General features: G+C 68.1%; 24 protein-coding genes. 6 read left to right on the forward strand and 18 right to left on the reverse strand.

All coding sequences use genetic code 11. The features are described from left to right. Nucleotides 1-157 precede the first annotated feature (157 nt). Genes fahA through ACQ4L4_RS00380 form a run of 5 tightly spaced genes read right to left on the reverse strand, consistent with a single transcriptional unit; the run spans nucleotide 158 to nucleotide 6,021 of the window. Entirely contained in the window at nucleotides 158-1,486 is a 1,329-nt protein-coding gene (gene fahA / locus ACQ4L4_RS00360) for a fumarylacetoacetase (RefSeq protein WP_431102265.1), read from the reverse strand. A 14-nt stretch (nucleotides 1,487-1,500) separates the two neighbouring features. Beyond that, complete coding sequence (gene hmgA, locus ACQ4L4_RS00365; RefSeq protein ID WP_377156725.1) at nucleotides 1,501-2,874, reverse strand: homogentisate 1,2-dioxygenase; 1,374 nt, start codon at nucleotides 2,872-2,874, stop codon at nucleotides 1,501-1,503. Continuing rightward, nucleotides 2,871-3,161: a DUF2783 domain-containing protein gene (locus tag ACQ4L4_RS00370; protein WP_431102266.1), complete on the reverse strand. Its 291-nt coding sequence runs from the start codon at nucleotides 3,159-3,161 to the stop codon at nucleotides 2,871-2,873. The genes hmgA and ACQ4L4_RS00370 overlap by 4 nt, the downstream gene beginning before the upstream one ends. After that, the gene (locus ACQ4L4_RS00375) at nucleotides 3,152-5,017 is read right to left on the reverse strand and encodes an FAD-dependent oxidoreductase (RefSeq protein WP_431104841.1); all 1,866 of its coding nucleotides are present in this window, start codon (nucleotides 5,015-5,017) and stop codon (nucleotides 3,152-3,154) included. Before ACQ4L4_RS00375 ends, ACQ4L4_RS00370 begins: the two co-directional genes overlap by 10 nt. A 50-nt stretch (nucleotides 5,018-5,067) precedes the next feature. Further along, nucleotides 5,068-6,021 carry an MBL fold metallo-hydrolase gene (locus ACQ4L4_RS00380; RefSeq protein WP_431102267.1) on the reverse strand — a complete coding sequence of 318 codons (954 nt, stop codon included), beginning with the start codon at nucleotides 6,019-6,021 and terminating at the stop codon, nucleotides 5,068-5,070. 140 nt (nucleotides 6,022-6,161) lie between these two features. Between ACQ4L4_RS00380 and ACQ4L4_RS00385 the strand changes: the two genes are divergently transcribed. From ACQ4L4_RS00385 to ACQ4L4_RS00395, 3 genes are all read left to right on the forward strand, one after another. Beyond that, entirely contained in the window at nucleotides 6,162-7,055 is an 894-nt protein-coding gene (locus tag ACQ4L4_RS00385) for an IclR family transcriptional regulator (RefSeq protein WP_431102268.1), read from the forward strand. Nucleotides 7,056-7,122: 67 nt separating this feature from the next. Beyond that, nucleotides 7,123-7,326 carry a hypothetical protein gene (locus tag ACQ4L4_RS00390; protein ID WP_431102269.1) on the forward strand — a complete coding sequence of 68 codons (204 nt, stop codon included), beginning with the start codon at nucleotides 7,123-7,125 and terminating at the stop codon, nucleotides 7,324-7,326. A 3-nt stretch (nucleotides 7,327-7,329) separates the two neighbouring features. Next, on the forward strand, nucleotides 7,330-7,854 hold the full coding sequence (locus ACQ4L4_RS00395; RefSeq protein ID WP_431102270.1) for a GNAT family N-acetyltransferase: 525 nt from the start codon (nucleotides 7,330-7,332) through the stop codon (nucleotides 7,852-7,854). Between the two features lie 100 nt (nucleotides 7,855-7,954). On the opposite strand, the gene ACQ4L4_RS00400 is transcribed toward ACQ4L4_RS00395, so the two are convergent. From ACQ4L4_RS00400 to ACQ4L4_RS00410, 3 genes are all read right to left on the reverse strand, one after another. Next, on the reverse strand, nucleotides 7,955-8,353 hold the full coding sequence (locus ACQ4L4_RS00400; protein ID WP_431102271.1) for a GFA family protein: 399 nt from the start codon (nucleotides 8,351-8,353) through the stop codon (nucleotides 7,955-7,957). Nucleotides 8,354-8,466: 113 nt separating this feature from the next. After that, a complete protein-coding gene (locus ACQ4L4_RS00405; protein ID WP_431102272.1) occupies nucleotides 8,467-10,428 on the reverse strand; it encodes an AAA family ATPase in 1,962 nt (653 codons plus the stop codon). Further along, a complete protein-coding gene (locus tag ACQ4L4_RS00410) occupies nucleotides 10,421-10,603 on the reverse strand; it encodes a hypothetical protein (RefSeq protein ID WP_331613886.1) in 183 nt (60 codons plus the stop codon). Before ACQ4L4_RS00410 ends, ACQ4L4_RS00405 begins: the two co-directional genes overlap by 8 nt. Before the next feature lie 526 nt (nucleotides 10,604-11,129). Here ACQ4L4_RS00410 and ACQ4L4_RS00415 point away from each other — a divergent pair. Both ACQ4L4_RS00415 and ACQ4L4_RS00420 read left to right on the forward strand, forming a co-directional pair. Beyond that, nucleotides 11,130-11,312, forward strand: coding sequence for a hypothetical protein (locus tag ACQ4L4_RS00415; RefSeq protein WP_377156706.1), 183 nt, complete (start codon nucleotides 11,130-11,132; stop codon nucleotides 11,310-11,312). A 12-nt stretch (nucleotides 11,313-11,324) separates the two neighbouring features. Continuing rightward, complete coding sequence (locus ACQ4L4_RS00420) at nucleotides 11,325-12,152, forward strand: SPFH domain-containing protein (protein ID WP_431102273.1); 828 nt, start codon at nucleotides 11,325-11,327, stop codon at nucleotides 12,150-12,152. An 18-nt stretch (nucleotides 12,153-12,170) separates the two neighbouring features. Here ACQ4L4_RS00420 and ACQ4L4_RS00425 read toward each other — a convergent pair whose 3' ends face one another. From ACQ4L4_RS00425 to ACQ4L4_RS00440, 4 genes are all read right to left on the reverse strand, one after another. Further along, nucleotides 12,171-12,968: a tellurite resistance TerB family protein gene (locus ACQ4L4_RS00425; protein WP_431102274.1), complete on the reverse strand. Its 798-nt coding sequence runs from the start codon at nucleotides 12,966-12,968 to the stop codon at nucleotides 12,171-12,173. Nucleotides 12,969-13,116: 148 nt separating this feature from the next. After that, nucleotides 13,117-14,217: a tetratricopeptide repeat protein gene (locus tag ACQ4L4_RS00430; RefSeq protein WP_431102275.1), complete on the reverse strand. Its 1,101-nt coding sequence runs from the start codon at nucleotides 14,215-14,217 to the stop codon at nucleotides 13,117-13,119. Nucleotides 14,218-14,328: 111 nt separating this feature from the next. Further along, entirely contained in the window at nucleotides 14,329-15,990 is a 1,662-nt protein-coding gene (locus tag ACQ4L4_RS00435; RefSeq protein WP_431102277.1) for a phosphoethanolamine transferase, read from the reverse strand. A 43-nt stretch (nucleotides 15,991-16,033) separates the two neighbouring features. Beyond that, entirely contained in the window at nucleotides 16,034-16,741 is a 708-nt protein-coding gene (locus ACQ4L4_RS00440; RefSeq protein ID WP_431102279.1) for an arylesterase, read from the reverse strand. Between ACQ4L4_RS00440 and ACQ4L4_RS00445 the strand changes: the two genes are divergently transcribed. Beyond that, entirely contained in the window at nucleotides 16,740-17,435 is a 696-nt protein-coding gene (locus ACQ4L4_RS00445) for an ABC transporter ATP-binding protein (protein WP_431102280.1), read from the forward strand. The two genes, ACQ4L4_RS00440 and ACQ4L4_RS00445, sit on opposite strands and share 2 nt — an antisense overlap. Before the next feature lie 155 nt (nucleotides 17,436-17,590). Here ACQ4L4_RS00445 and ACQ4L4_RS00450 read toward each other — a convergent pair whose 3' ends face one another. From ACQ4L4_RS00450 to ACQ4L4_RS00475, 6 genes are all read right to left on the reverse strand, one after another. Continuing rightward, nucleotides 17,591-18,160, reverse strand: a complete 570-nt coding sequence (locus tag ACQ4L4_RS00450) for a DUF2062 domain-containing protein (RefSeq protein ID WP_431102281.1) — start codon at nucleotides 18,158-18,160, stop codon at nucleotides 17,591-17,593. A 110-nt stretch (nucleotides 18,161-18,270) separates the two neighbouring features. Continuing rightward, on the reverse strand, nucleotides 18,271-19,068 hold the full coding sequence (locus tag ACQ4L4_RS00455) for a peptidylprolyl isomerase (RefSeq protein ID WP_377156693.1): 798 nt from the start codon (nucleotides 19,066-19,068) through the stop codon (nucleotides 18,271-18,273). Nucleotides 19,069-19,137: 69 nt separating this feature from the next. Then, on the reverse strand, nucleotides 19,138-19,482 hold the full coding sequence (locus tag ACQ4L4_RS00460; RefSeq protein ID WP_431102282.1) for a BolA family protein: 345 nt from the start codon (nucleotides 19,480-19,482) through the stop codon (nucleotides 19,138-19,140). After that, a complete protein-coding gene (locus tag ACQ4L4_RS00465) occupies nucleotides 19,479-20,126 on the reverse strand; it encodes a septation protein A (protein ID WP_431102283.1) in 648 nt (215 codons plus the stop codon). The genes ACQ4L4_RS00460 and ACQ4L4_RS00465 overlap by 4 nt, the downstream gene beginning before the upstream one ends. A 25-nt stretch (nucleotides 20,127-20,151) precedes the next feature. Beyond that, nucleotides 20,152-20,607 (reverse strand): peptide-methionine (R)-S-oxide reductase MsrB, encoded by a 456-nt coding sequence (gene msrB / locus ACQ4L4_RS00470; protein ID WP_431102284.1) that lies wholly within the window; start codon nucleotides 20,605-20,607, stop codon nucleotides 20,152-20,154. Next, nucleotides 20,604-22,151, reverse strand: a complete 1,548-nt coding sequence (locus ACQ4L4_RS00475; protein WP_431102285.1) for a protein adenylyltransferase SelO — start codon at nucleotides 22,149-22,151, stop codon at nucleotides 20,604-20,606. The genes msrB and ACQ4L4_RS00475 overlap by 4 nt, the downstream gene beginning before the upstream one ends. Between the last annotated feature and the right edge of the window lie 50 nt (nucleotides 22,152-22,201).

The raw sequence follows: 22,201 nt of genomic DNA on the forward strand, positions 1-22,201 counted from the left end.
GTCTGCAATGCGCACGGACTGGATTCAATCCGACGTCATCCGTCGGCTTCCGCTGACAACCTGCCGGGATGGCGGGGCGACAGCGGGCGCCTGAGGGTGTTTCGGTGTGTGACCCGGCCGATCTGGCCGATCTGGCCGGTCTAGCCGGTCTGGCCGATCAGGCCACCGCCGGCACGACCGTGCCGACGCACGGTCCGAATCCGATCGTGCGACGCCCCGGCGCTTCGCAGCGACCGACCAGCGCGACGCTGTCGCCGTCCTGCAGGAAGGTGCGTTGCTCGCCGTTGGGCAGCGTGATCGGCTGCTTGCCGCCGTTGGTCAACTCCAGCAGCGATCCGCCCTGGCCGGCCTCCGGCCCCGACATGGTCCCCGACCCGAACAGGTCGCCCGGCTGCAGGTTGCAGCCGTTGCTCGCGTGGTGCGTGAGCATCTGCGCGACGGTCCAGTAGGCGTCGGCGAAGTCCGAGGCCATCAGCTTCGCCGGCGCCTCGCCGGCGTCGCGCATCGCGCGGGTCTGCAGATGGACTTCCAGGCGGATCGAGATCGCGCCCCGATCGCGGTTCGCCTCGCCGTCGAGGTACGGCAGCGGCTGAGGATCGCCCTCGGGCCGCGTGAAGGCGCGACGGAACGGCGCCAGCGCCTCCATCGTGATCACCCACGGCGACAAGGTCGTCGCGAAGCTCTTCGACAGGAAGGGGCCAAGCGGCTGGTACTCCCAGGCCTGGATGTCGCGCGCGGACCAGTCGTTCAGCAGCACGAGGCCGAACAGGTGCTGCTCCGCGTCGCCGATGGCGATCGGATGGCCCTGCGCATTGCCGGTGCCGACGAGCGCGCCGACCTCCAGCTCGTAGTCGAGCCGCTTGATCGGACCGACGCTCGGCACCTCGGCATCGGGCGCCTTGGTCTGGCCGACGGGACGGCGGAAGGTCTGCCCGCTGACCCCGATCGACGACACGCGCCCGTGATACCCGATCGGCACCCACTTGTAGTTCGGCAGCAGCGGGTTGTCCGGGCGGAACAGCTTGCCGACCGTCGTCGCATGATGGATGCCGGCGTAGAAGTCGGTGTAATCGCCGATGCGGCAGGGCAGCGTCATCTCGACGTCGGTCATCGGCTTGAGCGCCGGCGCGAGCTGCTCGGAGGACGTCGATCCCGCGTCCGCGTTCAGCGCGGCGACGAGTTCATGGCGCAGCTGCCGGCGCAGATCCGGGCCCATCGCCATCAGCGAATTGAGGCCGAGTCCCTCGCAGGTGCGCAGCACGGCGCCGAGTCCATCGGACAGCACGCCGAGATCGGCGGCGGCGATCAGGTCCAGGACCTGGTCGCCGACCGCCGTGCCGGGCCGGAACGAGCCGGTCGCGCCGGCCATGCGGAACATGCCCAGCGGCAGGTTCTGGATCGGGAAGTCGGTGTCCGGCGTGTTGGCGGAGGCGATCCAGCTGCGCAGCGCGGGATCGTGGGTGTGGTCGAGGTCGAGGTCGGTCATGGGGTCAGGCCTTGTTATTCGGAGGCATTCGGATTGAACTTGTCCTTCAACGCGCCCCAGCAGGCCGCGTAGTTCGTGTCGAGCGCGCCGCCGTTGAGCGCCCACTCGGACGGGCGGAAGCGCCAGCGGCTCTCGAACATGAAGGCCAGCGTGTGGTCGAGTTTCTGCGGCGTCAGCGTGCGCGTGCTGGCGGCCTCGAAGGCGTCGGCATCGGGGCCGTGCGGCACCAGGCAGTTGTGCAGGCTCGCGCCGCCGGGACGGAAGCCTTCGGGCTTGGCATCGTACTGGCCGTAGATCAGCCCCATGAACTCGCTCATCACGTTGCGGTGGTACCAGGGCGGACGGAAGGTGTCCTCCTGCACCAGCCAGCGCGGCGGGAAAATCACGAAGTCGCAGTTGGCCGTGCCGGGCGTGTCGCTCGGCGAGGTCAGCACGGTGAAGATCGACGGATCGGGATGATCGAAGCTGATCGAGCCGATCGTCATGAAATCCTTCGTGTCGTACTTCAGCGGCGTCAGGTTGCCGTGCCAGGCGACGACGTTGAACGGGGTCACCGCCTGGGCATTGCGCCACAGCGCGCCGCCCGTCTTGCGGATGACTTCATACGGCGCGCCGTCGGGTTCGTGCGCGGCGACGGGGGCGAGGAAGTCGCGCGGGTTCGCCAGGCCGTTGGAGCCGATGGGGCCGAGCTCCGGCAGGCGGAAGGCGGCACCGTAGTTCTCGCAGACGTAGCCGCGTGCGCGGGCCTGCGGACCGTCGAGCGCCTCGACGCGGAAGTTCACGCCGCGCGGGATCAGCGCGATCTCGCCGGGAACGACGTCGAGCAGGCCCATCTCGGTCGTGAGGCGCAGCCCGCCTTCCTGCGGAACGATCAGCATCTCGCCGTCGGCGTTCATCAACGCGCGACGGGTCATCGGGCGGTTGAAGGCGTAGATCAGCGATGCCATGCCGACCTGCGCGTCAGGATCGCCGTTGCTGACGATGGTCTTGATGCTGTCGACGAAGTCGACACCCGGCGCATTCGCGTTGTCATCGGGCATCGGGAACGGATGCCAGCGCAGCGGGTCCGGCGGCGCCGCGACACCGCCCGCCGCGCCGCTGGTCCAGAACGGCTGCTCGTAGGCGTGGAACGCGCCCGTCACGACGGAGGGCTGTCGGCGATACAGCCAGGTGCGGCGGTTCTCCACGCGCGGTGCGGTGAAGGCGCTGCCCGACAGCAACTCCGGATAAAGATCCATCGGCGCGCGCTGCGGGCTGTTGCGGCCCTTCGGCAACGCGCCGGGGACGGACTCGGTCTCGAATTGATTGCCGAAGCCGCTCTGGTAATCCAGTGCGCTCGGCGCCTGGCCGGTCGCCTCGGGCGAGCGGAGGGTCTCTGGTGCGTTCATGCTTGTCCTCGTGGGGAAGCGGCGCCCGGGGTCGGGGCATCGATGGAAACTGGGGAAGCCTGGGAAGCCTGGGAAGCCTGGGAGACCGGGGAAACCGGAGTGGCGCGGGCCGCCGCGGACAGCGCCTCGAGCAACACATCCTGCCGGCCAATGTGGTTCGCGAGCAGCAGGATCAGCCGCGCGTTGAAAGCATGGCTCGCCTCGGCGTCAAGACCATGATGCGCGCCCAGCAGCGCTTCATAGAAATCGTCGCCAGCGTCCAGGTTGGGAGCAGTGATCAGAGGCATGCGGCCGGCTCCTTCACAGAAACATCATGGCCGAGCGCGCGACGCATCGCCGCACGGATCGCTCCACCAGCCGGCATCCTGCGCCAACGCGCGCAGACGTGCTGGTCAGGACGCAGCAATACCACCGCGCCCGGGGCGCCGGCGTAGCGCTGACGGACCAGCCCGCGTGCGTCGAGCGACTCATCAACGTGGATCGTCAGCACCGCCTCAAGCCCAGACCCCGCGTCGCCAAGCGCGGGCTCTCCACGGGGCATGGGGGATCCCTCCTGGACCCCCAAGCCCCATTCCGGCCCCACCGGCACTCGTTGACTCCGACTTACTGCGACGGCGTCCTCGTCCTCATGCTCATGCTCATGCTCATGCTCATGCTCATGCTCATGCTCGCGCTCGTGCTCGTGCTCGTGCTCGTGCTCGTGCTCGTGCTCGTGCTCGTTCGAATCGTGGAAGACCAGCAAGGTGAATCGACCCGGCCGCATCTGGCGGAGCAGCCAGTCGTCGCAGTCGTTGATGCGGATCGGCGCGTCCGCGGCAGGCATGCCGTACTGCGTCGTCGGGACAGAGAGTCGTCCGCTGTTGACCAGCCGGCGCGCGAAGTCGAAGTCCTTGGCGAGCGTCAGCGTCGCGTCGCGGAACATCCGACTGACGTCGCTCTTCGGCGTGATGAAGTCCGTCGAGCGCGTCGAGTTCAGGATGTTCTCGTCGGCAGCGATCTCACGCTCTCGGGCATACGTGTCGAGCAGCGCGTCGGGCGCACGCCGCTGAACGACCGCCGCGAGCTTCCATGCGAGGTTGTCTGCGTCCTGGATGCCGGAGTTGGCCCCGCGCGCGCCGAACGGCGACACGCCGTGCGCCGCGTCGCCCGCGAACAGGATGCGCCCGTGTCTAAAACGATCTATGCGCATGCAGGCGAAGGTGTACACGCTCGCCCAGACCAGCTCGATCTCAGGCACCGAGCCATCGCCGCCCGCGGCGATCGAGGCTTCGCGCATCAGCGTGCGCACCCGCGGCAGGATGCGCTCGGGCTGTTTCTCGAGCTCGGGATCGGCATCCCAGCCGAGCTGGAAATCGATGCGCCAGACGCCATCGGGCTGGCGGTGCAGCAGCACGCTCTGTCCTGGATGGAAAGGCGGATCGAACCAGAACCAGCGCTCGGCGGGGAAGGGCGCGTTCATGCGCACGTCGGCGATGAGGAAACGGTCCTTGAACGTACGGCCGTGACTCTCCTCGCCGATCAGCTTGCGCAGCGTGGAGCGCGATCCGTCGCAGGCGACGACGTGATCGGCGAGCAGCGTGTAGGGCCCCTCGGGCGTGTCGATCTCCAGCGCGACGTGATCGTCATGCTGCGTCAGTCCGGTCACGCCGTGGTGCCATCGCAGATCGATCAGCGGGAGTTCGAGCGCGCGCTCGACGAGGAAACCCTCGACGTAGTACTGCTGCAGGTTGACGAAGGCCGGGCGCTGGTGGCCGGGCTCGGCGAGCAGGTTGAACTGGTAGACCTGCTCGTCGCGGAAGAAGACGCGCCCCACGTTCCACGAGACGCCCTTGTCGACGAGCCGCTGACCGCAGCCGAGGCGATCGAGGATCTCCAGCGTCCGCTTCGCGAAGCACAACGCGCGCGACCCGACGGAGAGCCGCCCGTCGTTGTTGAGCAGCACGACGGGCACACCCTGCAGCGCGAGGTCGATCGCTGCCGTCAATCCGACCGGTCCCGCACCGACGACGACCACCGGATGGCGCGCGGCCCGGCCGCCCTCATGGGCGTCCTGATCCGCGCTGTGACGGTACGGATAGACGACGCGCTGATAGTCGACATCGGACGTCGGCGCGGTCGAGGTGGCATGCACGGCGGTCTCCATCGCGGCAGTCAGCGATTCAAACTCCCTCTCCCGCTTGCGGGTGAGGGCCATCAGCCTTCGAGCGTCTGCCACATCTCCTGATCGCGCTGCGCGGTCCAGATGCGCGGGTCGCGGAACTGCGTGACCTCGTCATAGCAGCGCGTGACGTCGAAGGGCATGCAGTGGTCGAAGATGACCCAGTGGCCGTACTTCTGCTTCATGACGGCGTAGGTGTCCTTGTAGACGGCGTTGAGCTCCTTGCCCGCGGCGACGCCGGCCTTCACCGACGCGTGCAGATCGGCGATGAAGCTGCGCGTGCCGGCGAGTCCCTGCGCGACGGATTCGGGCGTCGTCAACGCGGCGCCGCGGCCGGGCACCAGCGCGACTGGCTTGAGCGCGGCGAGGTTGTCCAACGTCTGCGGCCAATCGCTGAAGTACGCGTCGCCGGCATAGGGCGTGGCGTCGAACTCGACCAGATCGCCGGAGAAAAGGATCTTCTGCTCGGGCAGCCACGCGACGGTGTCGCCCTTGGTATGCCCGCGTCCGAGCTGCAGCAACTGGACCTCGAGCTTGCCGAGCCAGAGGCTCATCGCGCCTTGGAAGGTGATGGTCGGCCAGGTGAGGCCGGCCGGCACCGATTCGACATTGCGGAACAGCCGCGGGAAGCGGCCGATCTCGCTGGCCTTGTCCTGCTCGCCGCGCTCGACGATGAGGTCGTAGGTGTCGCGGCTGGCAATGATGTGCTCGGGCTCATACGCCGACGCACCCAGCACGCGCACCGCGTGGTAATGACTCATCACGACGTACTTGATGGGCTTGTCGGTGACCTCGCGGATGCGGCGGATCACGTCCTGGGCCATCACGGGCGTGGCCTGCGTGTCGATGACCATCACCGCGTCGTCGCCGATGATGATCCCGGTGTTGGGGTCGCCCTCGGCGGTGTAGGCGTAGGCGTTGTCGCTGAGCTTGACGAAGGAGACCTGCTTCTCCTCGACGTCGGCGTGGCTGGCGAACTGCTTGGTCATGGCGTGTCCCGGGCGTTGGCTGAGGGGGAAGGCGGGGAGCGCTTCGATGGTCATCGAAGCCCGATGGAATTCAACAAAACGGAATTCGTTTGTTGGATGCAAATATAGCTGTGTCGCTGAATTCGTTCAACAATAGCGAAATGACCATGCCAGACATTGCCGGCGACGGGCCGGACGCCAACGACCGTGACGACCGTGACGACCGGGAGGATCGTGACGACCGCGAGGACCGGCGCGGCATCCAGAGCATCGAGGTGGGCGGTCGCCTGTTGAAGGCTGCGGCGGCGCGCGGCCAGCCTTTGCCGCTGAAGGCGCTGTCGCAGGCGGCGGAGATGAGCCCGGCAAAGGCGCATCCCTACCTGGTGAGCTTCTGCAAGCTCGGGCTGATGCGGCAGGACGCGGCGACGGGGTACTACGGCCTGGGCCCGCTGGCGATGGAGATGGGCCTGATCGGTATGCGGCAGATCGATCCGATCCGACTGGCGACGGCGCGGCTGGAGGCGCTGGCCGAGGAGATCGGCCACACGGTGGCGATCGCGGTGTGGGGCTCGCAGGGCGCGACGATCGTGCGCACGGCGGCGTCGCCGGCGGCGGTGCACGTGACGATGCGGCACGGGACGGTGGTGTCGCTGTCGGACACCGCGTCGGGTCCGCTGTTCGCGGCCTACCGGCCGGAGGCGGAGATCAAGGCAATGCTCGCGGAAGCGCGTCGCAAGGGACCCGCGGACCTCGCCCGCGTCGGTCCGCACGATCGACCGCGTGAACTGCCGACGTGGCCGGCGTTCTCAGCGACCCTTGCGGAGATCCGCGGCCGGGTCCTGCACCGCTCGGTGGGCGGGATCGTCGAGGGCGTCAGCGCACTGGCCGTGCCGGTCTTCGACAGCGATGCGCAGATGGCGCTGGCGCTGACGGCGATCGGGCCGTCGGGGGCGTTCGATGCGGCGTGGGACGGTGCCGTCGCGCGCGGACTCACCGGCGCGGCGACGGCGTTGATGCGGGAGATCGGCGGGCGCTTTCCGGAGATGTTTCGATAGGCGCACCTTCTGTATTGCGCGCGCGCCCTTGATTCTGCAAGTTGCCATCGGCTGCTAAAATTCCGACATGGCTATCCACAGCACTTTTCTTGGATCCGTGAAGGTCTCCGGCGACGATGCGAAATCGTTCGCCCGGAAGATTACCCATGCGCGCGGAACGAAGGCAGCTGCTGAGTCAGCCGTCAACGGTCGCAAGCTGGTCACTACCTTCGCAAAGAAGGGGTCCGTGGCCATCAAATTGAAGTCGACCAAGGCCTCGACGAAGAAATAACGCGTGTCTTACGAGCTGCGCGCTCTTGACGAGACCGATGGCTGCAACGCGCTGAGTCTCGGTGATCAGAACCTGGTCCCGCTGAAGACCTTCCTCCGCAAGGAAGCCAAGCGGCTCCATAAGGACAACCTTGCAAAGACCTTTGTGATGGTCGAGTTCGGGGAGACCCGAGTGCTCGCCTACATCACCTTGGTGTGCACCCATGTCTCCGTTCAGCAGTTTGGAGGCCCGGCTCCCGTGGATGGCTTCCGGTATGCCGACTACCCTGCCGTGAAGCTCGCACGTCTGGCCGTGGACAGTGGATTGCAGGGGCAGGGCGTTGGGGGGCAGTTGGTCGATTTCGCCATCGGCCTCGCGGAGGAGCACATCATGCCGTACGCCGGTTGCCGCTTCCTTGTCGTTGATGCCAAGCCGAACTCGGTCGGCTTCTATCTGCGCAAGGGTTTTTCAAAGATGGGCGAGGACGCGGATGAAGTGAATAGCTTCACGACCATGTTTGTCGACCTCCATCGCCTCCCTGCGTCCTGACCGGGCGCCTGAAGGACTCGGTGGACTGGGTTCGACGACGGGGCCGTACTCGACGGAGATGTCGGCCTCGCCGACCTGCATGGGATTCCCCGTGTTCGGGTCACTGCTCCGGCGAAGCGGGCACCTCGGCGAGCTTGCCGGTCCATCCAGCAGCCGAGTGCGTCCAGATCTGCCGCGACGGCCGCAACTGGTCCCGTTCCTCCAGGCAACCGAGCCGGATCACCGCATGCGTCGGGTTCTCCGCCGCGGCGCCATACAGCGCGGTTCCGCAATCGGGACAGAACACCTGCGCGCGCCGGTTCCCGCTCTGCGCAACCTTCACGTAGGTCTTCGGCGAGCCGGAGATCTCGAAGGTCTCCATGGGTGCCGAGATGACCGCCCGGTACGGCGCGCCGGAGAGGATCTGGCAGTCGTCGCAATGGCACACGATGACTTGCGTCGGATCGACGTCGCCGGTGAATCGGATGGCGCCGCAGTGGCAGGAACCGTGGACTTTCATGACGGGCGAATCTCGAAGTTCAAGCTCGGCGCAGTCTATGCCGTCAGCAGCCATCCGTCCCGCGGCTCGATGTGCTCGCGACGCTGCGACAGCGTAGAGATGCAGGGCCATGGTCATCCCTGTTGCGCAGCCGAGAGAGCGAAGGCGGGAAAGGCATGCTCGTGTCTTGCCTCGGCGGGGAGATGCCGCGACGGCCTCCGCCCCGCTGCCCGGAACGCCGCCAGGCTCTCCGCGTAGGGATCCAGCGCATCCTCCGTCCTGCCCAGCGGCAGCCCCACCACGACCGCGAAGCGTTCGGGCGTCACCTGTCCCTCGGCGATCAGCTCGTCCACGAGCGCCAGCAGCGCCTCGCGATGTGAATCGATCAGCGCCGTGGCGCGCGCGTGCTCGGAGCGCAGCAGGGCTTCGATCGCCGCGTTGGTGGATTCGACGTCGGTGCAGACGTGCTCTTCGCTGTCCGTCGACACGTCGACGCGGCCGATGCGGTCGCCGTGACCCAGGTAGCGGAGCATGCGCGCGGCCGTCCGCGTGGCCTTGCGCAGGTCGCTCGAGGCGCCGCTGGAACTCAGGTCGGCGCCGAAGACCAGCAGCTCCGCCGCGCGGCCGGCCAGGCTCGTGCAGATGGAATCGAGCAGGTTCCGGCGCGACCACACCTTGCGGGACGTGTACGAGTTGTAGCCGCCCTCGAAGCTCGCGACATGGATCTTGATCTCCCGCGGCGCCATGCCGAACAGCAGCGCGTGGACCAGGCCGTGGCCAGCCTCGTGCACCGCGAGCAGCGCCCGGAAATCGGCGTTGGTGCGCTGGCGCAGGCGGTTGATCTCGAAGGGCTCGGCGACGGTGCCCGACTCGCCGCGCCAATGCGCGATCAGGCAACGGCCGTCGGCGCTCAGGCTCACGCCGTCGCCAGGCGCGACACCGCGCTCGATCGCCCACAGCGCCGCCTTGGCCAGCCCGGTCCCGAGGATCGCGTGCAGCGACGAGAACAGCGGCCGCGTGCCCTGTGCCGGGAACACCGCGTTCGCGTAGATCTGCGCGCGCACGCTGTCGGCCAGCTCGAAGCGCAGGCCGCAGCGCGCCTCCGATTCGCGGACATACCGCGCGCAGCCCTGCGCGATCACCTGCTCGTACGCGCGCCGCGACAGCGAGGGGTAGATCACGTGCTCGTTGCCCAGCCGCGCCACCTGCTCCGGCTTGAAGCGCTGATTGAGCGCCTGCTTGACGTCGATCACGCTGAGCTTGCCGGTCAGCGCATGGAAGATGTCGGCATCGCTGTCGCAGTCGTCCACGCTGGTGGCGAGGTCCTCGTACATCTCGTCGAGGTTGCCGCAGACGAAGACGAGCAGCCGGCTGTAGTCGGTCTCCCAGTGCTGCTGGCCGCGCTCGCGGAATTCGCGCAGACGCGCCTGCACCTGGTCCGGCGTCCAGGCCATGATCTCCATCAGCGGTTCGTCGAGCTTGAGGGTGCGCTGCAGCTCCTGCGCCTCCCAGCTGCGGAGCTTGAAGCGCAGCTTCGCGTCGTCGGCATCGGCGCGTTCGGCGTCGAAGGCCGCCTCGGCCAGGGACGATTCGATGTCGCCCAGCAGCGAGAGCGCCGGCGGAAGCCGGCCGTCGGAGAGCAGCGCCCAGACGTCCTGATAACGCTCGACGCGCACCTCGTCGCGCTGGGCGTTGATCGTGCGGAAGCGCTGGAACTCGTCGAGCGCGAGGATGCCGGGCTCGCCCTCGCGCACGCCGGACCGACCCAGCATGCCCGAGATGCTCTGCGCGCCGCGCATGCCCGCGCCGTTGGAGAAGCCGTCCATCTGCACTTCGACGAAGCGGTCGTAGAAGCCCAGCAGCTGCGCCAGACGGCGCACGAGCTGCGTCTTGCCGGTGCCCGTCAGGCCCCAGAGACAGACGATGACGGGCCGCGCGACGAGCTCGGGCAGCACGTACCAGGCCCGCACCGAATCGATGACGCGGTCGATGATGTCGTCGATGCCGAACAGCTCGGTCTTGAGCTGGGCGGCGACGTCTTGCAGCTGCTGGTTTCTCTGCGCCAGCTGCGCGCGCAGGTCGGTGGATTCATTCATCCCAATCCTCTCGTCGCAGCAGCGCCTGCAGCGCCACGCGGTCGGCGCGGCGTTGCGCGCCGCGGCTCTGGATGTGTTGGCCTGCGCCACGCAGTCCACGCTGGGCCATCGCGCGCGCCACGGGGTCGCGCGCACCGGGGCTCGTCTCGAGCACCAGCGTCATGGCTTGTTTCATGCGGCGCAGGGCCTTGACCCGCCCCTCCTGGAGGGCGCGGGAACGGAGTTGTGCACTCATTCGGTTTCCGAAAAGCAAAAGCCCCGGCTCAATGGCGGCGGGGCTTTGCTTGCCGCGCGGTCTGAGGCCGTATCTGTGAACAGACACGGTTCAGCCGGGGCTCGGGAACCGTGTTCAGTCGATCGTCGAGGTGAACAAGGAGGACATAAGAGGGATCTCCGTCATGCGGGCGCTGTCGTGGGCGCCTTCAGCAGTTGGGCGCGGATGATGCGCATTGCGGCGCGGACGCGCAAGTGCGATTCGTCTGCGGAGCGGTGTCGCGTTGCGGCGCGCCAACGCGGAACAGCCGCACGCGGGAGCCTCCGCTGCAAGCAGGCAAGTCCTGGCACTCCCCACCGGCAGACCGAAGGCGATGGCGCCGATGTGGCGTCCCCGCCGCGCGGTTCTCCCTCCGAGGGGTGTCCCCCCATCGGAGTCGAGCACGATCGAGGTTCGCCGTCCCACAATGCAGGCCGAGGAGAAAAGCATGGCTCTCATTCGCGCCTGGTTGGTGCTCATCGTGTTGTGGCTGGCCTGTCTGGGCCTGGTGGTCTGGGTGCGTTCGATGACGCGCAGACAGGCGTTGGCCTGGTTCCAGCTCGCGCGCTGGGCCGTCGGCGGAGCGGTGCTCGCCTTGGCGCTAGCGGCACTCACCATCTATCTGTTCTGAGGAGAAGAAGAAATGAACACCACCCATCGCGCGCGTTCGTCGCGCCTGTCGCTCGGCGTGCTGGCCGTGGCGGCGCTGCTTGGGGGCTGCACCCGCATCGAGACCGGTGAGGTCGGCCTGCGCGTCGGCGTCGACAAGCAGATCAGCGGCGCCGAGCTGCTGCCCGGCAGCTTCAACCAGACGCTGTTCGGCGACGTGCTGACCTTCCCGGTCCGCGACATCGCGGTCACGCTGGAGAACAAGCAGCCGCTGACGTCCGACAACAGCACGCTCAAGGATTTCGACATGACCCTGGTCTACTCGATCAATCCTTCGGCGGTGTCGGACCTCTGGACCACCAAGAGCCGCACCTTCCATGCCTTCAGCCGCGATGACCGCGACTGGATCCTGATGCATGGCTACATGACCACGGTGGCCAACAACGCGGCCTACAAGGCCGTGCGCGAATACAAGGCCCTGGCCGTCGCGGACAACCGCCAGAAGATCGAGTCCGAAATCAAGCGCATCGTGTCGGAGACGCTGGCGTCGGAGGGGCTGGGGACGGCGCTGTCGGTCTCGCTGGTGCAGGTGCGCACGGTGATGCCGGCCGACGACATCATCGCGTCCGCCAACGCCGTGGTGACGGCGCAGAACGCGCTGCGCGCCAAGGAGATCGAGGTCGAGACGGCCAAGAAGGAGGCCGAACGGATCGCCGCGCTGAACACCAACAGCAAGGCGATCGAGTACATGAACGCGCAGGCCCAGCTCAAGATCGCCGAAGGCGTCGCGGCCGGCAAGGTGCAGACGATCGTCGTCCCTTACGACTTCAAGGGCATCGTGAACGCCAACCCGGCGCGCTGACGGGTCAGCGCGGACGCTTCAGCCTTGCGCGAGCGCCTGGGCCTCGAGTTGTGACTTGAGGCCCTCCGGCAGCTTCAGCTGGCGGGCCAGTTCATCGAGGTAGGCGCGTTCCATGTAGCTGGTCTCGTCGACCATCAGGAGACTCGCGAGGTACATCTCGGAGGCGATCTCCGGCGTCGTGGCGGCCTGCGCGACCGCGGCCGGATCGAGCGGGCGACGCAGCACGTCTTCCTGCCAGCGGCGCAGCTCGGGATCGTCCTCCACGCGGCTGAGCGCCTGCTCGATCAGTTCGCGTTCGCGGTCGTCCAGATGTCCGTCGGCCTTGGCGGCGGCGATCATCGCCAGCAGCACGGCGCGGCTGTGTTCCTCCGCTTCGTCCTGCGGCACCCGGTCCAGCGTGCGTGGTTCCGCCGTGAGGCTGGCCTGCGACGACGACGGCGAACCCGGCGCATGCGACTGGCCCTGCGCCTGCCCTTGGCCTTGGGCCTGCTGCTGCGCCTGCCACGCGGTGTAGGCCTTGTAGGCCATCAGCCCGAGCGCCGCGATGCTGCCGTACTTCAGTGCCTTGCCGCCGTAGCTGCGTCCGCGCTTGCTGCCGAGCAGGGCGCCCAGGACGCCCGCGACGCCGGCGCCTGCGCCGATCTGTCCAAGGCCGCCCAGGTTGCCGAGATTCCCCAGATTGCTCAGATTGCCGAGGTTCCCCAGCCCGCCCAGTCCACCGAGGCCGCCCGAGCCACTGCGGCCCGGCGCGCCGCCGCCTGCCAGCAGGTCGCGACCCGATCTCAGCAATTGATCCAGAAGTCCATGCGCACTCATCGCCAGCCCCTTTCAACACGGTAGAAGAGTCTGTCAGTTGAGGGCATCGGAGGACATCCCCAAGTCCGATCGCCCTGTCAATCGATTCGGTCGGGCCTGCTTGTTCGGCGGGGCCCTCGGTGCCAGTGACGTTGCGGGTTTCCGCGCCTCATGGCGAGCCCGGCACCAGCGAAAACATGTGCGCATCCCACGCCTTGCCGTCCACGCCCCGGATGCGGTTGCGCAGCAGGCCCTCGTAGTGCGCGCCGCAGCGCCGCGCCACGGCGAGGCTGGGTTCGTTGCCGTCGGCGACCACGATCTCCACGCGCATCAGCTGGAGCTTGCCGAACGCATGCCGGCTGAGCGCGCGCACCGCCGATGAGGCCGCGCCCTGGCCCTCCCGGGACGAACGCACCCAGTAGCCGAGGTTGCAGAACGGGTGCACCGCATGCAGCGAGTTGAGCCCGCCGCCGCCGACGAAGTCACCGCTCTCGCGATCGAAGATGCCGAACTCGTAGCTCGTGCCGCTCTGCCAGCCCCGCGCGCAATGCGCGATCCACTCGGCGCCCTCGGTGGCGGAGAAGTCCGCGTGCGCCCATTTCATCCAGCGGCCGATGGAGGCATGCGACTCGCGGACCGCGGCGACGAAGTCGGGCAGATCGGCCGGCCGATAGGGCCGCAGCACGAAGCGACCCTCGATCAGCTCGACGCCCGGCGTGCCCGGCGCGACGACGGCACCGTCGTCCCAGACCTCGTTGGCGAGCTGCTTCGCGCAGGCCAGCATCGAGCGGTTGTAGCGCGACAGCCGCGGGGCGAGCGTCGCCAGCGCCAGTCCGGCCGCCTCGTTGCCGCGGCCTTGCGCCGCATACGTGAGCGCCAGGATCGCGCGCGCCTCGTCATGCAGCGGGCGGTCGTGGCCGGGCTGAAGGTGATGAGCCAGCTCGGCGACGAGCAGCGCTTCGCTCTCGTCGAGACGCTTCAGCCATCGCAGCGTGCTGCCGAGCTGGATGACCGCCCGCGTGCGGCGGTACGGGTCGAGCGCGCCGGTCTCGAGCGCCGCGCGGTAGAGCGGCTCGGCCTCCGCTTCGAGACCGGCCGTGTCGCGCGCGCAGGCGCGCTCGAAGAGGCCTCGCGCGTCACCGTCGGGCCGCTCGGCCGCGAGCGCATCGATCGCCTCGACGATCTGCGCGCCGGTGAGATCCGGTGCGCGCCGCCAGACATCGTCGATGCGCAGGGACCAGGCGTCGTGGAGCGGGGCGGATGCGGTCATCGGGGCAGTCTAGCGACTGCCTCCGAGCGTGCTGGAAGTCTGCAGCACGATCATCGAGGACCGCACGATGCCCGCGCAACGCTCAGGCACGTCCCGCGCAGCGCCCGCCGGCTATTGCTCGAAGCGGACGTTCTTCACCGGCAGCGCGGGCGCTTCCCATGCGTAAGCGGGATGGAGCACATTGCGCTCGTCGTGCATGCCCGGCCAGCGGAGCTGCATCAACTCGGCCAGCGTCCAGCCGGCCCAGTCGGCGCGGAACGGGCGCGAGGCCGTCGACGCCTCGAAGCCCGATCCACTGCGCCACAGCAGCGCGGGGATGCGATAACCCGAGGCCGTGCCCGGGCTGTGGCCGGCGTGGTCGAGGCTGTGTCCGACCTCCTGGCCGTGGTCGGACAGGAACATCCATGCGCCGTGTCCGCCCGCCGGCAGGTGGCTGCGCGTGAGCCGCAGCGTCCGCGCGACGATGCGGTCGTGATAGTGGATGGCCGAGTCGTAGTCCTGCCGGAACTCGCGCACCCAGGCGGCGCGGCCGTCGCGCGCCATCGCAGCGTCCACGGCGTCGCCGTCCTGGTCGTCGAACGGATGCTCGCCCGGCGGCATGCGCAGCCGGTAGTGCGGGTGCGCGCCCAGCAGGTGCACCACCACCAGCTTGCGCGGCGTGGGATCGGCCAGCGCCTGTTCGACCTCGTCCAGCAGGTCCTCGTCGAGCGAGCCCGACGAGCGTCCCGGCTGCCGGTTGATCATCTCCACCACATCGGCCAGCCGCGCATGCTGCTGGTCGACGGCGACGTCGTCATGGTTGCTCACCCACCAGACCTTGTAGCCGGCGCTCTTCGCCAGCGCGATCAGATGCTGCGTGCGGCCGGCGGGATCGTCCTCGTCGCGCTCGCCGAAGCTGAACAGGCCGCTCAGCGACGCGACCGTCGTCGCCTGCGTCGACCACGCGTGGCGCAGCGTCAGCAGCTTGGCGCGTTCCTCATCGCGTAGCGCGATCAGTTCGGGCGTCGTCGGCCGTGCGTAGCCGTAGAGGCCCATGTTGTCGCGGTTCACGCTCTCGCCCAGGACGAGCATCACCGTCGACGGACTGCCCGTCGCCACCGCCGGCGATGCGGCGCGGGCATTGCGCATCAACTGCTCGCGCTGGACCTGCTGGTCCGCCCAGTTGGCGCGCAGGTCCGCGACCTGCTGCGTCCAGGCCGGCCAGAACAGCAGCGGATGATGCCGGCGCCAGGGCTTGCTCAGGTGGGCGAGGGCGCAGACGGCCAGAACGACGAGCAGCGCGATGCGGGCGCGGCGCGAGAGCACCGCCTGATTGCCGCTCGCGCCTAGCGCGCCGCTCGCCCGGGTCGCGAGCGTGATCGCGACGCCGGTGAGCGCGAGCATCCCGATCAACGCGGCGACGGCCATCGCCATCGCGGGCACCTGTGAGGTGAGGTACTCGATCGACTCGCGCGGCGTGGTGTTCGCCGCCGCGGCGAGCACGAGCGAGCTGTCCGGCGCCGCCTGATACTGGTTCTGCAGGAAGGCTCGCACCGCGCCGTCGACGAGGAAGGCCGAGATCACGACGAAGGCCGTGACCCAGCGCACCCGGCGCCAGGCGAGGCGCTCGATCGGCCACAGCAGCCACAGCAGCACGGGGAGGACGAGCAAGCCGACCTGCGCCGCGCGGCGGCTGTCGTGCCCGGCCAGCACCGCGCCGGCGCAGGCGAGCGCGAGCAGGCTCATGGCGCCCCAGCGCAGCAGCGCGGGGCGTCCGGGAATCGAAGCGGACATCAGGTCGAAGGAAGCGGCGAAGGCGCGCAGTCTAGGCGCCCGCTCACAACATCGGCCTCAGGACCTTCCAGACGTTGTCCAGCATCACCGGATGCGCCTTGGCCAACGGGTGGATGCGGTCGCCCTGGAACCACTCGGCCATGTCCGGCCGATCGGCCACGCCGGCCAGCAGGAAGGGCTGCAGCGGCACCTTCTCCTCCTGCGCGACGGTCTTGAAGCTGCCCTCGAAGTCCCGCGCGTAGCTCGCGCCCATATTGGGCGGGATCTGCATGCCGATCAGCAGCACCTTCGCGCCGGCGTCCTTGCCGGCCTGCACCATCGCCTTCAGGTTCTCGCGGGTCATCTTCAGCGGCAGGCCGCGCAGCGCGTCGTTGCCGCCCAGCTCGATGATCAGGTGCGTCGGACGATGCTGCTTCAGCACCGCGGGCAGCCGCGAGCGTCCGCCCGAGGTCGTGTCGCCGCTGATGCTGGCGTTGATCACCTCGGCGTCCAGCTTCTGCGCCTTCAGCCGCTGGTCCAGCAGCGCCACCCAGCCGCTGCCGCGGGCCAGGCCATACTCGGCGGAGAGGCTGTCGCCCAGCACGACGATGCGGCGCGATGCCCCGCCAGTCGCTCCTGCGGCCGCAACGCCCGCTTCGGTGCGGCCTTGCGCGGCGACAGGCCCGGCCAGGACCCCCGTCGCGACGAGGGTCGCGACACAGGCGCTACAGTGCAACATCCATTCACGGCGGCGCATCTGCGGTTGATTCATGGTTCAGAACATCCTCGAAGTCGATCACGTCAGCAAGTCGGTCCAGGATGCCGACGGCGTGCTGACCATTCTGCATGACATCAATTTCCAGCTGCGGGCGCGGGAGTCTGTCGCCATCGTCGGCGCCTCGGGCTCGGGCAAGAGCACGCTGCTGTCCATCCTGGCGGGGCTGGATACGCCCACCGAAGGCACCGTGCGTCTGCAGGGGCAGGACATGTTCGTCCTCGACGAGGACGGCCGGGCCGCGCTGCGCGGGGCGCATCTGGGATTCGTGTTCCAGAGCTTCCAGCTGCTGTCGCACCTGACGGCGCTGGAGAACGTCATGCTCCCGCTGGAGCTCCGCGGCGAACGCGATGCGCGGTCGCAGGCCAAGGCCATGCTGGAACGCGTGGGGCTGGGGCAGCGGCTGTCGCACTACCCTCGCGTGCTGTCGGGCGGCGAGCAGCAGCGCGTCGCGCTCGCCCGCGCGTTCGTGCAGCAGCCGGCGTTGCTGCTGGCCGATGAACCGACCGGCAGTCTCGATTACGCCACCGGCGAGCAGGTCATGGCGTTGATGTTCGAACTCAACCGCGAACTCGGAACGACGCTGGTCATGGTCACCCACGATCAGAGCATCGCGGCGCGCTGCGAGCGGCAGTTGAAAATCTCGGCAGGCCATCTGCAGGACATCACGATGGCGGATCTGCCGGCGTGAGGCTGCTGTCCTGCTGAAGCTGTTGTCCTGCCGAGGCCGGGGCGTTGGCCGCCATTGCAGGGGGCCACAGGCGGCAAGCGCCTGAACCCCCAGCAATGCCGTCCCCAACCACTGCCGTCCTTCGACGGTTTTGCTGCCGAGGACTTCGGGAGAGGTCAGAGGGGGGCGGTGCGAGCGGCGCGCTCGCGCAGGCGACGTCTGCGCTCGTAGCGGATCACGGCCCACCAGCCGACGTAGACAATCACGTAGAGGCACAGACCCAGCAGCATGCCCGCAAGCGGCAGGCCCACCAGCAGCGGCGTGCCCAGCTCGGACAGCCATTGGCTCAAGGCGTGCCACCAGCTCGAAGGATCGCTCCAGTTCAGCGCCAGTTCCTTTGGCGCGGAAATCGGGCCGTGAATGCCCAGCACCTGCCGACCCAGGAAGATCGCCAAAGTCCAGATCGGCACCAGCGTCAACGGATTCGTCAGCCAGGTCGCGGCAATCGCCGCAGCGACATTGGCCCGGCACACGATCGCGACCACGGCCGCCAGCAGCATCTGCGTCGGCAGGGGGATTACGCCGACCGCCAGTCCCAGCCCGGCACCCAGGGCGACCCGCCGCCGGTGCGCCACCCACAGCCAGGGGCGCTCCTTGAGGTAGAGGCCGAGCCACTTCAGTCCCTTGGTCTGTTCCAGGGACTCGGGCGAGGGCAGCAGTCGGCGGGCAAGTCGGGAAGCCGTCATTGGGGCGTCAGAGTGGGCGTCGGGGATGCTTCAGATGTGAAAAGCCCGCGCGGCTGACCTGCAGCGGCGCGGGCTCTGAACAGTACAGCAAAGACTGTTCGGATCGGCGATCAGTTCGCGGAGAACTTGAAGTCGGTCTTGGCCTTGGTCCGCAGTTCCTCCTGGAACTCCGCGACCTTCTGCTGCTGCATGCGCTGGATGATCTGGCCCTTGACGTCGTCGAAGGCCGGGAACTGCGCCTGGCGCGTCTCTTCCAGCTTGATGATGTGATAGCCGAACTGCGACTTCACCGGCTCTTGCGTCATCTCGCCGGCCTTCAGCTTGCCCAGGGCAGCGCTGAACTCAGGCACGTAGGCGTCCGGCGCGGACCAGCCCAGATCGCCGCCGTTCTGGGCGGAACCGGTGTCCTTGGAGTTCTTGGTGGCCAGGTCTTCGAACTTGGCGCCGCCGTTGAGCTGCTTGACCAGCGCCTTGGCGTCTTCTTCCTTCTCCACCAGGATGTGGCGGGCGTGGAATTCAGTGCCCGAGGCCTGCGCCTTGAACTTGTCGTATTCGGTCTTGGCGTCGGCGTCGGTGATCGGGTTCTTCTTCGCGTAGTCGGCGAAGAGCTCACGGATCAGCAGCGACTGGCGCGCCAGTTCCATCTGGTTCTTGTAGTCGTCGGTCTTGTTCAGGCCGCGCTTCTCGGCTTCCTGCAGGAAGATCTCGCGCAGGACGACCTCTTCCTTGACCTTGGCTTCCATCTCCGGGCTGCGCGGCTGGCCACCCTTGGTGATCTGGCTGATCAGCACGTCGGCGCGGGCCTTCGGCACGGGCTTGCCGTTCACGATCGCGATGTTCTGGGCGAGGGCCGGCAGGGCCACGGCGCCGATGACCGCCACGGTGGCGGCGAGCACAAACTTCTTCATGATGGGTAAAGGGCCTTTCGACTCTCGGGTGAGCGTGAGCGCTCCAAAACAAAGCGCCGACACGCGGCGCTACTGAGGACCTGGTTTCTGCTGTTCGTCGGGCGCGCGAGCCTCGATGGCCAGCGCGTGAATGCCCTTCTGCATCAGATCGGCGAGGGCATCATATACGAGCCGATGCCGAGCCACCCTGGGTAAACCGGCAAAGCGCGCGCTCACGATTTCGAGGTAGTAATGCCCCCCTTCGCGCGCTCCCGCATGCCCCGCGTGGTGCGCGCTGTCGTCGCGCAGACGCAGCGAGACCGGCGCCAGCGCGGCCCTCAGCCGGGCCTCGATCTCGACCGAGGGCGTGGCCGCCGGATTCGGCGCCGCCCTCGATGTCGACGAGGAATGCCCGCCTTCGTCGCCGCCGCTCATGGCTTGGGCTCCTCGGCGGGCGCCTCGGCCTCGTGCGGCAGATGCCGGCTCATGTAGACGCCCTGGCCCAGCGTGAACAGCAGGATCAGGCCGGTCGATCCGAAGGCCTTGAAGTTGGCCCAGGCCTCGGTGCTGAACGAGTAAGCGACGTAAAGATTCGCAAAACCCATCAGTCCGAAGAAGGCCACCCACGCCCAGTTGAGCCGTGTCCATGCGGCATCGGGCAGCGGCAGTTCGGCGCCCAGCATCTTGCGCAGCAGGTTCTTGCCGAGGAAGACGTGGCTGACGAAGAAGGCCGCGGAGAACGCCCAATAGAGCATCGTCGGCTTCCACTTGATGAAGGTCTCGTTGTGGAAGTAGACGGTGGCCGCGCCGAGCGTGACGACCAGCCCCAGGCTGATCCACAGCATCAGGTCGACCTTGCGGCCGCGCAGCTTCAGGAAGAGCACCTGGGAGATGGTCGCCAGCATCACGACGATGGTGGCGAGCAGCACGGGCGCCTCGGTCGGACCGACCTTGCCGCCGGAGACCAGGAAACCGAGATGCTCGGTGGCGAAGGCCGCTGCCCAGTCCGGCTGTCCGTCGGCGTACTTGAACGTCACGAAGAACAGCAGGAGCGGCAGGAAATCGAGCAGGAGCTTCATTCGGTCGGGAATCAGTACGGCGCGCTCAGCGCTGGGGCTCGAAGTCTATCGCGGCGGAATTGATGCAGAAGCGCTCGCCCGTCGGTTCCGGACCATCGGGAAAGACGTGGCCCAGGTGCGTGCCGCAGTGGTTGCAGCGCACCTCGACGCGGACCATGCCGTGCGTCGCGTCGACGACGCGCTCGACCACCTCGGCGTTGATCGGCTCGTAGTAGCTGGGCCAGCCGCAGCCGGCGTCGAACTTGGTGTCCGCCTTGAACAGCGGCGTGCCGCAGCCGACGCAGTTGTAGTTCCCGGCTTCCCAGTGGTCCCAGTACTTGCCGGTGAAGGCGCGCTCGGTCGCGGCATGGCGAGCGACCTGGTACTGGGTCGGATCCAGCTGTTCACGCCACTCGGCGTCCGTCTTCTTGACGGGGTAGGCGGTGTCGCGGTCGCGGTCCTGGTCGGTGGCGTCTTGGATGAACTTGTCGTAGCGGCTCATGATGAACAGGAAACCTCCAGTGTTTGCGCCCAGTCGGGCGGGAAACCGGCGTCGGACGCCAGCGCGGGCTCGTCGAACGGACGGCGCAGCACATCGAGCAGCCGGCGCACTTCGCTGAAGTCGCCGGCCTCGGCCCGCTGGATCGCCATCTCGGCCAGATGGTTTCGAAGCACCACCGCCGGATTGACCGCGTTCATCCGTCGGGCACGGGTCCCAAGTGCGTCCATCGGCTCGATCTTCAAGCGCGCCGCGTACCGGGACGCCCAGGCGTCGAACCCGGTGCGGTCCAGGAACAGGTCCCGGATGCCCGCATTCGCCGCCGCATCCAGCGGCTGGGCCGGATCGAAACCGGCCAGCCGGCGGTGCGCGATCGTGTAGTCGGTGTGATGCGCGGCCAGCAGCCGCAGCCAGTCGTCGATCAGCGGGCCGTCTTCGCCGCGCTCGTCGACCTCGGCGGTGAGGCCGAGCTTCGCGCGCATCGCGCCGAGCAGCGCGGCGCCGAAGCGTTCGCGGTAGATCTCGAGCGCCTCGATCAGCTCGTCGCCGGCGGCTTCCGCGTCGGTCTCGATGTTGGGCATCAACGGCAGCAGCGCCTGGGCCAGCGCATGCAGGTTCCAGAACGCCACCTGCGGCTGCCGCGCGAAGGCGTAGCGGCCCTGATGGTCCGAGTGGTTGCAGATGTGGCCCGGATCGAAGCCGTCCATGAAACCGAACGGACCGTAGTCGATGGTCAGTCCCAGCATCGACATGTTGTCGGTGTTCATCACGCCGTGCATGAAGCCGACGGCCTGCCACAGCGCGACGAGTTCCGCGGTCTGCGCGGCGACCTTGGCCAGCGCGGCGGTCACCGGATTCGGCGCGTCGGCGCATTCCGGCGCGTGGTGGCGAAGGAAGAAGTCGAACAACTCGCGCGTGCGGGCTTCCATGCCGTGATGCGTGAAGTGCTCGAAGTGGCCGAAGCGCAGGAAGCTCGGCGCGACGCGCGTGACGATGGCGCCGGTCTCGACGCGCTCGCGCTGCACCTTCAGCGAGGTCGAGCCCGTGATCGCGAGTGCGCGTGTCGTCGGAATGCCCAGCGCGGCCATCGCTTCGGAGCAGAGGAACTCGCGGATCGACGAGCGCAGCACCGCGCGGCCATCGCCGCGACGCGAATAGGGCGTCAACCCCGCGCCCTTGAGCTGCAACTCGAAATGCCCGTTCGGGCCATCGACGCCGCCCAGCAGCAGCGCGCGTCCGTCACCCAACTGCCCGGCCCAGACGCCGAACTGATGGCCGCTGTACACGGTGGCCAGTGGTTTCATGCCGGCGAGGCGGGCGTTGCCGCTGAAGGCGTCGAGCGCGGCGGGGCGTGTCCACCAGTCTTCGGGCCAGCCGAGCAGGGCGGCGCAATCGGGGCTGGTCGCGACCCAATGCGGGTCGGGCAGTCCGGTGCCGGGGAGTTCGGTGAAGAAGTCGGGACCGAGTGTCGCGAAGCGATGGGTCCAGCGTTCAGGCTCGGCGCCTGGGAAGTCCGCGTGGAGGGCCGCGTTGAGAGGCGCATTCATCGCGCCAGTTTACCGACCCCTCCATGGCCCTGCGGCCCACGGGGTACCCG

Source organism: Roseateles noduli, from assembly GCF_050626985.1.
Taxonomy (GTDB): Bacteria; Pseudomonadota; Gammaproteobacteria; order Burkholderiales; family Burkholderiaceae_C; genus Roseateles; species Roseateles noduli_A.